13 protein-coding genes and 1 tRNA gene are annotated in these 13,064 nt (G+C 45.1%); 11 read left to right on the forward strand and 3 right to left on the reverse strand.

Translation table 11 applies throughout. The features are described from left to right. Positions 1-14: 14 nt before the first annotated feature. The 11 genes from kdpB to BLV90_RS04650 all read left to right on the forward strand — a co-directional run bounded on the left by kdpB (position 15) and on the right by BLV90_RS04650 (position 10,877). Positions 15-2,090, forward strand: coding sequence for a potassium-transporting ATPase subunit KdpB (gene kdpB / locus BLV90_RS04600; RefSeq protein ID WP_091736887.1), 2,076 nt, complete (start codon positions 15-17; stop codon positions 2,088-2,090). A gap of 132 nt (positions 2,091-2,222) precedes the next feature. Then, on the forward strand, positions 2,223-2,792 hold the full coding sequence (gene kdpC, locus BLV90_RS04605; protein WP_091736889.1) for a potassium-transporting ATPase subunit KdpC: 570 nt from the start codon (positions 2,223-2,225) through the stop codon (positions 2,790-2,792). Between the two features lie 64 nt (positions 2,793-2,856). After that, on the forward strand, positions 2,857-4,005 hold the full coding sequence (gene kdpDN, locus BLV90_RS04610) for a KdpD-like non-kinase potassium sensor (protein ID WP_281242000.1): 1,149 nt from the start codon (positions 2,857-2,859) through the stop codon (positions 4,003-4,005). 198 nt (positions 4,006-4,203) lie between these two features. After that, entirely contained in the window at positions 4,204-4,662 is a 459-nt protein-coding gene (locus tag BLV90_RS04615) for an 8-oxo-dGTP diphosphatase (protein WP_091736891.1), read from the forward strand. A gap of 171 nt (positions 4,663-4,833) precedes the next feature. Further along, positions 4,834-5,793, forward strand: coding sequence for an ROK family protein (locus BLV90_RS04620; protein ID WP_091736902.1), 960 nt, complete (start codon positions 4,834-4,836; stop codon positions 5,791-5,793). A gap of 40 nt (positions 5,794-5,833) precedes the next feature. After that, positions 5,834-6,706: an RNase adapter RapZ gene (gene rapZ / locus BLV90_RS04625; RefSeq protein WP_281242001.1), complete on the forward strand. Its 873-nt coding sequence runs from the start codon at positions 5,834-5,836 to the stop codon at positions 6,704-6,706. Positions 6,707-6,739: 33 nt separating this feature from the next. After that, entirely contained in the window at positions 6,740-7,714 is a 975-nt protein-coding gene (locus BLV90_RS04630; protein ID WP_091736916.1) for a gluconeogenesis factor YvcK family protein, read from the forward strand. A gap of 22 nt (positions 7,715-7,736) precedes the next feature. Beyond that, on the forward strand, positions 7,737-8,684 hold the full coding sequence (gene whiA / locus BLV90_RS04635; protein ID WP_091736919.1) for a DNA-binding protein WhiA: 948 nt from the start codon (positions 7,737-7,739) through the stop codon (positions 8,682-8,684). A gap of 65 nt (positions 8,685-8,749) precedes the next feature. After that, the gene (locus BLV90_RS04640) at positions 8,750-9,010 is read left to right on the forward strand and encodes an HPr family phosphocarrier protein (RefSeq protein WP_091736924.1); all 261 of its coding nucleotides are present in this window, start codon (positions 8,750-8,752) and stop codon (positions 9,008-9,010) included. A gap of 191 nt (positions 9,011-9,201) precedes the next feature. After that, positions 9,202-9,426: a spore germination protein gene (locus tag BLV90_RS04645; protein WP_177167896.1), complete on the forward strand. Its 225-nt coding sequence runs from the start codon at positions 9,202-9,204 to the stop codon at positions 9,424-9,426. Between the two features lie 392 nt (positions 9,427-9,818). After that, on the forward strand, positions 9,819-10,877 hold the full coding sequence (locus BLV90_RS04650; RefSeq protein ID WP_091736930.1) for a CHAP domain-containing protein: 1,059 nt from the start codon (positions 9,819-9,821) through the stop codon (positions 10,875-10,877). A 257-nt stretch (positions 10,878-11,134) separates the two neighbouring features. On the opposite strand, the gene BLV90_RS04655 is transcribed toward BLV90_RS04650, so the two are convergent. The 3 genes from BLV90_RS04655 to BLV90_RS04665 form a co-directional block, all read right to left on the reverse strand. Then, positions 11,135-11,794 (reverse strand): hypothetical protein, encoded by a 660-nt coding sequence (locus tag BLV90_RS04655; protein ID WP_091736933.1) that lies wholly within the window; start codon positions 11,792-11,794, stop codon positions 11,135-11,137. Positions 11,795-11,980: 186 nt separating this feature from the next. Then, the gene (clpP, locus tag BLV90_RS04660; protein WP_091736936.1) at positions 11,981-12,571 is read right to left on the reverse strand and encodes an ATP-dependent Clp endopeptidase proteolytic subunit ClpP; all 591 of its coding nucleotides are present in this window, start codon (positions 12,569-12,571) and stop codon (positions 11,981-11,983) included. A 144-nt stretch (positions 12,572-12,715) separates the two neighbouring features. Next, positions 12,716-12,790, reverse strand: a tRNA-Arg gene (locus BLV90_RS04665). Positions 12,791-13,064: the final 274 nt, after the last annotated feature.

Consider the following 13,064-nt stretch of genomic DNA (forward strand, 5'->3'; position numbering starts at 1 on the left):
GGAGAGATGACATCATGGCTCAGGACCAGGTGCTTCATACAGAGTCGAAGAATAATGAATCGCAGAAACCGAAACAAGGAATGTTTGAGAGGGGGATTCTTCGTCAGGCGGTTATTGATAGTTTCATCAAGCTAAATCCCCTGACCATGATGAAAAATCCGGTTATGTTCGTTGTAGAAATCGGTACCCTATTAACTTTGTTGATGGCTTTAGCACCTGGTTTCTTTGGTGCGGAAGGACGAGTGGGGTATAACTTTACTATTTTTCTGATTTTATTTTTTACGGTTTGCTTCGCTAACTTTGCGGAAGCATTGGCAGAGGGTCGGGGAAAAGCACAGGCGGATAGCTTGAAAAAAACAAAGGCAGACACCCAAGCCCGTAAGCTGGATGATAAGGGGAAAGAGACCCTTGTTTCCTCCACGGAACTACGTAAAGGGGATATGGTGCTCGTCCAAAGTGGGGATCTTGTTCCTGGAGATGGAGAGATCTCAGAGGGATTGGCATCGATTGATGAGTCAGCAATCACTGGTGAATCAGCTCCTGTCATTAAAGAAGCGGGGGGAGATTTTAGTTCAGTGACGGGTGGCACGAAGGTGGTGAGTGACTGGATCAAGGTACGTATTACTACAGATCCAGGAGAATCCTTTTTGGATCGGATGATCTCCCTTGTTGAAGGGGCTGCTCGACAAAAGACGCCTAACGAGATTGCTCTTAATACACTACTCATTACTTTGACCATTATTTTTCTCATGGTTGTTGTTTCACTACCGCCAATTGCGTCTTATGTCGGGGTGAAATTGGAGCTTTCTACGTTAATTGCGCTCTTGGTTTGCTTAATTCCTACGACGATCGGTGCATTACTCTCTGCTATCGGAATTGCAGGAATGGATCGTGTTACTCGCTTTAATGTGTTAGCCATGTCGGGTAAGGCGGTTGAAGCTGCTGGCGATATAAACACGATGATTCTCGACAAAACAGGGACCATAACCTATGGAAACCGGATGGCTTCTGAATTTGTACCCGTTGGTAAGAGAGGAGAGGAAGAGGTTCGTGAAGCGGCAGTTCTGGCTTCATTGAAGGATGAGACACCAGAAGGACGCTCTGTCCTAACCCTTGCTAATGAGCAAGGAGTGGTTATCGATCCGGCTCCATATGTGGAGGCTGAGTTTATCCCCTTTGCAGCGGAAACAAGGATGAGCGGGATGGATCTATCGGGTCAATCATGGCGTAAAGGAGCCGTCGATGCCATCAAAGGTTTTGTAACTCAGCAAGGTGGTGTTGTACCGGAGAGTTTAGATAGCGAAACAACACGAATTGCCGAGATGGGGGGTACTCCCCTAGCGGTTGCTGTAGATAAGGAGATTCTCGGGATTATTTATCTGAAGGATACGGTAAAACCAGGAATGAGGGAGCGCTTTGAACAATTGCGCAGGATGGGTATCCGGACAGTCATGTGTACAGGGGATAACCCGTTGACTGCGGCTACGATTGCGAATGAAGCTGGGGTCGATGACTTTATCGCTGAAAGCACTCCAGAAGATAAGATTCGTGTGATCCGAGAGGAACAAGCCAAGGGGAAATTGGTGGCCATGACAGGCGACGGTACCAATGATGCCCCAGCCCTTGCCCAGGCGGACGTGGGAATTGCTATGAATAGCGGTACAGTAGCTGCAAAGGAAGCGGCCAATATGGTCGATTTGGATTCGGATCCCTCTAAAATTATCGATGTAGTTGGGATCGGTAAGCAGCTCCTGATGACTCGAGGGGCACTTACCACTTTCAGTATCGCAAATGATGTGGCCAAGTACTTTGCGATTGTTCCGGCGATGTTTACCCTGGCGATTCCAGAAATGAAGACACTCAACTTTATGGCCCTACAATCTCCGACGAGTGCTATTCTCTCTGCATTGATTTTTAACGCGATTATCATTCCGTTATTGATCCCACTTGCCATGAAGGGAATCACTTATCGACCGATGCCCGCAGTAAAACTTCTACGCCGAAATCTACTAATTTACGGTTTAGGTGGAGTCATTGTACCTTTCATAGCGATTAAGGGGATCGATATCATTTTGGGGGTGTTTCTATGAGGATTAGAACAACAATTAGACGGGTTTTACGAAGTGTTCCGCAGAAGCCTCACTCTCGTGCCCATATAGAAAAAAAGAGGAAGCTGCGGCGAAAGCCCCTGAAGGATGACTAAGAAATGAGGTGTAAATACAATGAAGGCGATACGAATCTCCCTTCTCATGGTTGTCATATGCGGTTTGGTATATCCGTTATTGATGACGGGACTCTCTCAGCTGCTTTTTCCTTATCAAGCCCAGGGGAGTATCATGAAAGATAGTAAAGGAAAGGCCCTTGGCTCTGAGATCATAGGACAAAAATTTACGTCTGATCGTTATTTTCATGGAAGAGTATCTTCCATTGATTACGATGCATCGGGCTCCGGCTCAGAAAACTATGCCCCCTCCAACAAGCAAATGATAGAGAGGACAGAAAAAGAAGCGACGAAGCGATTAAAGGAGAATCCAGGTGCGACAAAGGGTGATGTACCCCTCGATCTGATCACAAACTCGGGCTCAGGTCTTGATCCCCAGATTTCCCCGGAAGCCGCCCGCTTCCAAATTCCCCGAGTAGCACGTGCGACGAAAGTATCTGAAGAAAAACTATCATCCTTGGTCTCTTTCTATACAGAAAAAAAGGAGTTAGGAGTCTTTGGTGAACCACGCGTCAATGTGTTGAAGCTTAATCAGGCGTTAGATGCTATTGTGCAAAAGAACAAGGGTTAATTACGGAAAGAGGCTGAGTATCAGCCTCTTTTGGTTATGATGAGTCAAGGAGGAGTGATAGAAGGTGACTCCATCGAGCAATGGACAACAATACCGCCGCTTAACTCCCGAAGAGATCCTGCGCAAAATTGAAAAGATGAAGAGGGGACGTTTGAAGGTGTATGTGGGTGCGGCACCCGGTGTAGGAAAGACCTATGCCATGTTGCGAGAAGCGAATGAGCTAAAAGAAAAAGGGGTGGATATCGTTATCGGGCTGATTGAGCCTCATGGTCGTGAAGAGACGGCAAAGCAGGTTAGTCAATTAGAAGTTTTGCCCCAGAAAAAAATTCATTACAAGGGGATTAACCTGGAGGAGTTAGATGTTGAAGGAATTCTTCTTCGTAATCCAGAGGTCGTCATCATTGATGAGCTGGCTCATACGAATGTACCTGGCACAAAAAACCGCAAACGATACCAAGATATTCATGACATCTTACAAGCAGGTATTCATGTGTGGACAGCGATGAATATTCAGCACCTGGAGAGCGTGCGGGATATTGTTCTTAAGGTTACTGGTGTAGGGATTAATGAGCGGGTACCTGATGCAGTGTTAAGTGAGGCGGATGAGATAAAACTGGTGGATGTGAGTCCGGAAACCCTGCGAGAACGATTGCAGGAAGGTCTTATATATACCTCGGATAAGATTGAGCAAGCCCTGAACCATTTTTTTAAGAAGGGGAATCTGGTTGCATTACGGGAGCTGGCGCTTAGAGAAGTAGCCGATGATATCGATGAACAGTTAGTAAAGGAACGAATTGGAGAGGGGATTGATGAACCAGCAGGGGTATTAGAGAGGATTCTCGTTTGTGTTCAGTACCGTCCTAACGCAGGGAAGCTGATTCGCCGTGGTTGGCGACTTGCCAATCGTTTAGGGGCAAAATTGGTTGTTTTGCATATCTGCCCTCGAAGTAGTGTGGGCAATGAGTCTGAAGAAACAGTGGAAGAGTGGCGTAATCTAACCCATCAGTTTGATGGGGATTTTGTGTTAAGAGAAGCGGGAGCACGTCGAGTAGCTCAAGTAATCGTTGATGTATGCCAAGAACATCACATTACCCAGATCATCATGGGTCAATCTGCACGTACACGCTGGGAGGAGATCTGGAAAGGGTCCATTATTAACTGGATTATGCAACGACTTCAAACGGTAGATATTCATATCGTCTCGGATCGGTAAAAATAAGCAACACTTTGTGAGTGAAGGTCATTCAGGTATAATTGATAGATGAACGGATGGGGGAATGGGGGATTTCCCTCATTTTTTGTGTAGGTGAAGCTGGGTGTACAAAAAGTTACTTGAAGGGTCCCCAGGCGCAATAATTGTAGAGGTCAATAGAAGGGACAGGACTCTTAGAAATGGCTGAGGTGAATACAGATGCAACGGATCGCCAATTGCCTATTGCAGAAGAAGGATCAAATTCTGCTACTCCAAAAACCACGCCGTGGGTGGTGGGTGGCCCCAGGGGGTAAAGTAGAAGCTGGGGAGACGATTACAGAAGCGGTATGTCGGGAGTATCAGGAAGAGACGGGACTTCGTTTAATCAACCCTGTCCTTGCTGGAGTTCTGACGATGTGTATAGAGAAGGATGGCCAGCTAGAAAAAGAGTGGATGATGTTTTGCTTTCGAGCCTCGAATTATGAAGGTATCTTAATGGAGGATTCCCCAGAAGGGAAGCTTTCTTGGCTATCAAAGGACGCTTTTCCTATACTCCCCACATCCGAGATGGATCATCAGATCCTCTCACGGCTATTGCTTCCTGATAATGGGTTATTTATTGGGCGTCTCGTCTATTCTCCTGAGGAAGTTCTGCTATCACATCACTGGCACAACTAGTTCCCCATATGAAGGTGAATATAAGATAATCTGAGGGAAAGAGATATGAAGAGAGTAGGGTAATTGCATCGTTAGTGACAGAAGATTCGTCACAATCACCTATTGCCATATACCTGCTACATGTACAGATTTCGATGTACTTAAATTCTTAGGTGAGAAGAGGGATAGTGGATGAACAAACACGCGTTAGGGATTGATATAGGTGGAACTCAAGTAAAAATGGGGATAGTCGATGCACGAGGACAATTATTAGGTCGCATAGAACACCCAACTCCACAAAAAGAAGGAGCCGAAGCAGCTTTGCTCGAGATCGCTTCGGTGGCTAAACAACTTGCTACCGAGGCGAATATCCCTTGGAAGGATATAGCGGGGGTAGGGGTCGGTCTACCAGGATTTCTCGATATTCCTCAAGGTCATATTGTCCAGTTGCCAAACCTCTCCTGGAACGATGTACCCATAAGAAAGATTTTAGAGAAAGCGTTAGCACTCCCCGTCACGATCGACAATGATGCCAATGTGGCTGCTCTGGGAGAAGCATGGAGTGGGGCAGGGGTAGGGGTTAAGGACTTGATCTGTATTACCTTAGGTACAGGGGTAGGCGGTGGCATCATCGCCAATGGTGGTCTAGTCCATGGGTCTACTGGGATGGCGGGAGAGATTGGTCATATTCCTGTGAAGCAAGATGGTGCTCTTTGTGGTTGTGGGCGTCACGGTTGCTTGGAGACGATTGCATCGGCGACAGGAGTTATGCGTCTAATGCAGGAAGCAATCGCGAGGGGGGAGCAAACGATCCTTCATCATGATGAAAGTGATCCATTGACTACAGAGAAGATCTTCTCCGCAGCAAAGGATAAAGATCCTGTTGCTCAGGAGGTTGTTCAGCAAGCCGTCGATGCACTCGCTTATGTCATGTCTATTCTCTCCCTCACCTTTAATCCAGCGTTGTTTGTGATTGGTGGAGGGGTGTCCAAAGCGGGTTCAACCCTCTTTGAACCGCTAGAGGCTGCTTATCATCGGAGAACCCTTTCTTACGTTGCGAAAGGGGTGCTGATTCGTCCAGCGCTCTTGGGAAATGATGCTGGATTAATCGGTGCCGCCGGATTAACAGCAAAAGGAGAAATTTTAAGGTAAAATGGAATAGAATATGTGCAAAGGAAAGTGGGTGGCGCCAGTGGCACAAAATAGGCAGGAGATCAATCTGGTAGTGATCACAGGAATGTCTGGTGCAGGTAAGACTGTTGCCATGCAGAGTCTAGAGGATCTCGGTTTTTTCTGTATTGATAACTTGCCCCCGGTTCTGTTGGGTAAATTGACAGAGCTACTAGAGCAATCGAGTGGGATGCGTAAAACAGCATTGGTCATCGACCTAAGGGGTAGGGATTTCTTTTTATCCTTATTTGATTCCTTGGACAGGCTGGAGAAACATCATTGGATTCATTATCAAATCCTCTATCTCGATGCAAGTGATCAGGTGCTGGTACAGCGATATAAAGAGACCCGCCGCCGTCATCCTCTTTCCCCGGAAGGTACAACAATGGATGGGATACGTCTTGAGCGAAACCTTTTGGATGAGATCAAAGGGCGTGCCCATCAAATCATTGATACCAGTATGATGAAGCCAGTGCAGTTAAAAGAGCGTATCATTTCTCGCTTTACAGCTACAGGAGAAAATACCCTGACAGTTACATTCCAATCCTTTGGCTTTAAGTATGGAGTTCCCATCGATGCGGATCTGATCTTTGATGTTCGTTTTTTGCCAAATCCTCATTATGTAGCCTCATTAAAACCTCACACAGGGAAAGATTCAGACGTATATGAGTATGTGATGAAGTGGCAAGAGACGAAACAATTTCTCGATAAATTAACGGATATGCTCAACTTTCTTTTACCCCATTATCAGCGGGAAGGAAAGATGAGTTTAGTGGTAGGTATCGGATGTACTGGTGGCAAACATCGTTCTGTGGCAGTCACTGAATATCTGAATCGATGGTTCAGAGACACAGAAGGAACACGCGTCGCACACCGAGATATCGAGAAAAATTAGACGCCGGTAAGTGGGGGGGAAGAGGTGGCGATCATGAGTGATCTAGCAGCCGAAAAAAAGAAAGCGAGACCCCGGCTAGTAGTGATTGGAGGGGGGACGGGTCTTTCTGTCCTATTACGGGGGTTAAAAAAGTCCCCCTTCGATCTCACCGCAATTGTAACAGTAGCAGATGACGGAGGAAGTTCAGGTCGACTCCGTAATGATATGCAAATGCCGCCTCCGGGTGATGTGCGCAATGTCCTTGTCGCACTGGCAGATGTGGAACCGTTATTAGAGAAGATGCTTCAATACCGATTTTCCAATGGAGATGGTTTAGCAGGGCATAATTTAGGTAATTTAATCATTGCCGCATTGAAAGATATTACAGGAGATTTTAATCACGGAATTCAGGAGTTGAGCCGAGTATTAGCCATCCGAGGAAGAGTGCTTCCTTCCACGGCCCAAACCATCACTCTGAAGGCAAAGTTGAGCGATGGTAGGCTAATAGAAGGGGAGTCAAACATTCCTCAAGTAGGGCGTCGAATCGAACGGGTTTTTATCGACCCAAAGGATGCAAAGCCTGTTGGTGAAGCACTGGAGGCAATCGCCCAAGCGGATGGAATTGTGATTGGTCCCGGTAGCCTCTATACAAGCTTATTGCCCAATCTACTTGTTCAAGGGATGGCGGATGCGGTTCAAGCTTCCTCAGCAAAAAAAATTTATATTTGCAATGTGATGACTCAAGCTGGGGAAACTGATGGGTATACTGCCGCTGATCATGTAGAGGCTATCTATCGACATGTTGGTAAGGGATTGTTTGATGTAGTGATCGCCAATGATGCGATGCCACCCCTTGCCATTCAACAAAGATATGCCGCCGAGGGAGCTGCTCCAGTTGTTCTGGATAGAGATCGTATCCGGGAGCTGGGTTGTGACACCGTTGCAACCAATTTATTAGAAGCTCGAGATTTCCTCCGCCATAATGCTTCATTTTTAAGTCGTTGTATCATGCGGTTGATCTGCAAGTGAAGTGAAGAGGAAGGGATGTCCTATGTCTTTTGCCTCCAGGGTGAAACAGGAATTGACTCGTGTCGCCTCCAAACCATGCTGTCAAAGGGCGGAACTTTCTGCCGTGGTACGGATCAATGGTGTAATCTCCTTACATGGAGGCGGAATCGGTCTTGAAGTGACGACAGAAAATAACGCAATTGCTCGCCACACCTATAGCTTATTAAAGGAGCGCTATGAAGTACAGCCCGAGGTGCTGGTGAGAAAAAAGGTGCGTTTGAAAAAAAATAACACCTATGTGATCCGGTTAGGTCCCCCTCATGCAGAAAACATCCTCCGTGATTTGTGTATACTGGGAAAAGGGCTGGATCGTATCGAGGGAATTGACCCTGCGCTGATCAAGAAGGAATGTTGCCGTCGTTCCTACCTAAGAGGTGCTTTCCTTGCAGGTGGGTCCGTGAACAACCCGGACAGTGTGTCCTATCATTTAGAAATTCTCTCTACCTATCAAGATCACAGCGAAGGTCTTTGTCGTCTCCTTAATGGGTATCATCTTCATGCGAAGTGGTTGGAGAGAAAAAAAGGATATGTTGCTTATATTAAGGAAGGAGATAAAATTGGTGAGTTCCTTAATATTATCGGGGCACATCAATCCCTCTTTCAATTTGAAGATGTGCGAATTATGAAGGATATGCGTAACTCGGTCAATCGTCTGGTCAATTGTGAAACGGCGAATTTAAATAAAACGATCCAGGCGGCGATGCGTCAAGTGGAGAATATTCGCCGGATTGAGCGGGAGATAGGGCTGGATCAACTGCCGAGTCGCTTACGTGAGGTGGCGGAGATGAGATTGCAACACCCCGAGATCTCACTGACAGAATTGGGCCAAATGCTCCCGCGGAAGGTGAGTAAATCCGCTGTGAATCATCGTCTTCGCAAGCTGGACGAAATTGCAGGCAAGTTAAATGATCCTGCCGCTACCCAAGGATAATTCGATCCTAGGTATGATGTTGGGCATATTGATATACCATACCACCATGATGGAGGAGATAAAAAATGGTTGAACGTATAGTAAATGTTAACCTGAAAACCGGGCTCCATGCTCGTCCAGCAGCCCTTTTTGTCCAAGAAGCCAACAAGTATTCCTCCGAAATTTTTGTTAGTAAAGAACACAAAAGAGTAAACGCCAAAAGCATTATGGGAATTATGAGTTTAGCTGTTGCACATGGTTCGCAAATAACCATTTCTGCGGATGGTTCTGATGCGGAACAAGCAATTGAGGCGTTAGCTAAGATCGTTGGCAAAGAAGATTTGTAATACAATTCTCTAATAAAAAAGTCGTCATTCACTTGTTTGAGTATACTAAACTAATAAAGGGGATTATGCTCGATATATGAGCATATATCCTCTTTTTTCGTATAAGACCTTTGTCTGCGAGAAAGTTTTTGACTAGGCGGAGACCCAACAACCTTCCAGTGCATAGGATGGTGGAGAAGGAGGCGGTCATGATGTCTTTTCTCAACAATATCCGAGAGATGAAAGTTGAAACCTTTTCTAGTGCGGGAGCATTCAGTTGGGGGAACACGGTCAATGTCAAACCGATGGTGATGCAAAAAAGTACGGGGGGCGGTATCGTTCTCGGAGACTACCTTCGTAATCGCCAAGAAAATAAAAATGTTGCAGATGATAGTGATTTTATGGATCAAGTGATACCGTTCTTTCCTTATTGGTAAGGAAGATATACATGTTTAAAACCCCAGTTGCCTAGCAACTAGGGTTTTATTATATTTATTTATTGTTTTTAGTTTCTCCATCCTACGCGTAGTAAGCCAGTCGAACAATAGGCCAAAAGACCAACTACCAATAGATACCTCAGGACAAAAGGTATAAATTTATTATCTAGGCAGGAAATTGTTTTCTTAAACGCGAAGGAAGTAGCCATTATAGGGAGTCTGTTGTGTCCTTAGGTTATGGCTTGAAAGGAATCATTCATAATATTTTTTATTTTCCCGCCAAAAGTGGACAAAAAATACCGAAACGATACGAATAAAAGAATGGGAGCATTTTTTTATTTTAGAAACGTGGGAGGTGTTGGAGTCTGCGGGAGATCAGGGAGGTAAATCGCATGGTATTAATGCCCCACGAACGAGGGTTACGCTTCTGGTTAGCTGTTCTGCTGACCGCCATCCTACTCGTGGGAGTCCTTCAACCAAGTCCGGTGTATGGCGCCGGAGGAGGAAAAAAGAAGGATCTCGAGGATATCCGCGACAAAAAGGGTAAAGTCCAAGATGAGCTGAACAAGCTGCGTAAGAAGATTGCTAAACCTAAAAAAGAAGTTACTAAAATCGAAAAAGATATCGAAAAGACAAACCGCTTGATTGCAGATGTAGAAAAGCAGCAAAAGGAAAATAAGAAAAAGCGGGACTATTACGAAGGTCTTTTTAAAGACCGGTTTCGAGTCATCTTTCAAAATGGTGATATGGGAAATATGCGAACTCTTTTACAATCGGGTTCTATAACAGAGTTCTTTGAACGCTTTCAAACTCTTCGTTTGATATTAGCGAGAGATCAAACCTTGATGAATCAGTTCCTCAAGGTTGAGAATGAAAAGAAGAAACTGGTAAGTAAATATAAAGGATTAGCGGATAAACAACAGAAACAGGCAGAAAAAGCGCGTAAAATATATGTATCTGTGCAAAAGGATATTGATGAAGCGAAGAAAAAACTATCCAAAATATCTGATAAAGAAGATTCTATAAAAGAAGCACTCCAGAGATTGACCCTAGTAGATGCTTCTCTCTATCCATTTAAATATGCCAGTACAAGTGGAGTAGACGCATGGGGATTCTATAATCGGCAATGTACATCTTTTGTGGCCTGGCGTATGAACCAACACGGTAAGAAATTTTCCAATATGATGCGTGGCGGCCGCTGGGGCGATGCAACGAACTGGGATAACAATGCCAGCAATCTTGGATATTCTGTGAACCGTACTCCTAAAGTAGGCGCCATTGCCCAGTGGGATGCAGGGGATAACGCTAGTCGTTTTGGTCATGTAGCCTTTGTGAAGGAAGTTAAGGGATCGAAGATTACGATTGAAGAGTATAACTATAATCCACGTTATGGGTTTAGCACACGGACCATCCCTGCGAGCTCCGTTGGTAATTTTATTCATTTCTATTGAAATGTGGACAAGCCTGTCTATTCTAGATAATAAAGGTGGCCCTTAGGCTACCTTTATTTGTTGTTGTTGGTTTTCTTCATAAAAGAACAGACCATATGGCCTGTTCAAGGGAGGATGGGCAAATGATGATCCCGAATCGGGACGGGTGTTTAATCTGATTTGGTACTACATTGTGAATGAAGTCGAAGTTATTTGATGGTAGTAAATATTACAACAGTTCCTTCGCCATCATAACCGATAGATTTCCAGGAGTAGGGTTATTTTCGATGTGTAGAAGAGTGGCGACGGCCCATCAGGGCACATCCAACCAAAATCAGTTGAATACCTGTAGATCCCCATGGTGAAGGGACAGAGGCTTGCGGATCCTCTTTTGAAGCGCTATTCAGGTTTTGGAGCTTGCTAGACTCCTCTTTTGCAGAAGTTGCTTTTTCCTTTTCTGGCGCATTAGGTGTGCTATTCGATTCTTTTTCCGGGGATGTTGAAGTTTCTTTAGGAGAGGAGTTAAATCCGCAATCAACCATTTTGATTGTTTTGCCTTCTTTAGTGGTCGGATCCTCCGCTTTAAATTGAAAACAGGTGTCGAGATCCATCGCCTGGCCGTTGTTTTTTCCATACCAGACAGCGATCACCTGATATTCTCTCCCAGGAATAAGATCTTTATAATTGGAAGTGAATTGCCGCAAGCGAGATCCTTCTTGTGACATTTGCTCATCGCTTCCGTTCAAAGTAACGATCCAGCTTCCCTGAGGATTTACAGCGTGAGGAAGGGTGACCTGAACACGATGTTGACCATCCTTAATTGAATAAGTACCTTCAAGTGGTTGTTGGTTGGTCTCCGAAGAATTATCGGCGAAGGCGGAGGGAGCTACCATGAATGCGAATAAACACATGATTAAAGCAAGAGCAGTAGTCCTCATTTTCGTTCACTTTCCTCCTTCAACCTGCCCATCTCATCCCTTTTCAACGTATCATAGACCTTTAGATCAAGCAATGAGATTTAATTGATTGATGCTAATTATCTTAAAAATAGTAAAGAAGTATGGGTCATAAAAAAACCCCCTTACAAAGTAAGGAGGTTATGTACATGATCGATTGGGCTAAACTCAGGATTTGGTTGCTTGGGTGATCACTTTATCGATCAAGCCGTATTTTTTAGCTTCTTCCGCTTCCATAAAGAAATCGCGGTCTGTATCCTGTTGAACTTTTTTCAGGGTTTGGCCTGTTTGGTCTGCAAGAATTTTGTTCAGCTTATCTCGCATACGGAGAATCCGTTTGGCACTGATTTCAATATCGGATGCCTGTCCTTGGGCACCACCGAGAGGTTGGTGAATCATGACCTCACTGTTGGGGAGGGCCAGTCGTTTCCCTGGAGTTCCAGAGGAAAGTAGGAATGCTCCCATGGAAGCTGCCATACCGACGCAGATCGTTTGAATATCGCAACTAACATGGCGCATGGTATCGTAGATGGCAAAGCCAGCGGAGATGGATCCACCAGGGGAGTGGATGTAGAGCTGAATATCTTTATTAGGATCTTCCGTTTGCAGAAAAAGCATTTGGGCGACGATGGTGTTGGCTACAGCGTCATTGATTTCGCTACCCAAGAAGATGATACGATCTTTAAGAAGGCGGGAGTAGATGTCATAGGACCGCTCCCCACGATTTGTCTGTTCGACAACATAAGGAATTAAATTCATGCGTAGTTCCTCCTCTGTCGGAAAAAGTTTGGATTGTATTTCCATGATAGCTTAAAGGTCAGGAAAGGTCAACATCAGTTAACCCCCATCTCGATGAGGCAAAAGAAAAAACGACAACCACATTCGGTTGCCGTTTTTTCAATATGGTGCGCCTACCAGGATTCGAACCTGGGCACCTGGTTCCGGAGACCAGTGCTCTATCCCCTGAGCTATAGGCGCATAGACTGAGTTGATTAGCGACAAAGTCCATTATATCGAAGCTCTAGTTGAAAGACAAGGGGTTCTCCAGAAATTGCTTTACCCGACTCTTTCTTATTGATTCACCTACAAGATAGTCGGTACGGCAAGGGGTATGTAGTTTTTGTTAAATGGTTGCTCTCATCTTTGTGATAGAATAAGAGAGTATACAGAGCTAATCCCTAAGTATTCTTCCCGGTTTACGGCTCTCTCAACCTCTCTTTTTGTTAATTGAAAGTGTGTTGCGGGAGCATCA

The sequence above is a fragment of the Marininema mesophilum genome, assembly GCF_900106775.1.
GTDB lineage: Bacteria > Bacillota > Bacilli > Thermoactinomycetales > DSM-45169 > Marininema > Marininema mesophilum.

Excerpts from the sequence above, each read along its gene's own strand:
- kdpB (WP_091736887.1), top strand. The coding sequence starts at position 15 with ATGGCTCAGGACCAGGTGCTTCATACAGAGTCGAAGAATAATGAATCG.
- kdpC (WP_091736889.1), top strand. The coding sequence starts at position 2,223 with ATGAAGGCGATACGAATCTCCCTTCTCATGGTTGTCATATGCGGTTTG.
- BLV90_RS04615 (WP_091736891.1), top strand. The coding sequence starts at position 4,204 with ATGCAACGGATCGCCAATTGCCTATTGCAGAAGAAGGATCAAATTCTG.
- BLV90_RS04620 (WP_091736902.1), top strand. The coding sequence starts at position 4,834 with ATGAACAAACACGCGTTAGGGATTGATATAGGTGGAACTCAAGTAAAA.
- BLV90_RS04630 (WP_091736916.1), top strand. The coding sequence starts at position 6,740 with ATGAGTGATCTAGCAGCCGAAAAAAAGAAAGCGAGACCCCGGCTAGTA.
- whiA (WP_091736919.1), top strand. The coding sequence starts at position 7,737 with ATGTCTTTTGCCTCCAGGGTGAAACAGGAATTGACTCGTGTCGCCTCC.
- BLV90_RS04640 (WP_091736924.1), top strand. The coding sequence starts at position 8,750 with ATGGTTGAACGTATAGTAAATGTTAACCTGAAAACCGGGCTCCATGCT.
- BLV90_RS04645 (WP_177167896.1), top strand. The coding sequence starts at position 9,202 with ATGTCTTTTCTCAACAATATCCGAGAGATGAAAGTTGAAACCTTTTCT.
- BLV90_RS04650 (WP_091736930.1), top strand. The coding sequence starts at position 9,819 with ATGGTATTAATGCCCCACGAACGAGGGTTACGCTTCTGGTTAGCTGTT.
- BLV90_RS04655 (WP_091736933.1), bottom strand. The coding sequence starts at position 11,794 with ATGAGGACTACTGCTCTTGCTTTAATCATGTGTTTATTCGCATTCATG.
- clpP (WP_091736936.1), bottom strand. The coding sequence starts at position 12,571 with ATGAATTTAATTCCTTATGTTGTCGAACAGACAAATCGTGGGGAGCGG.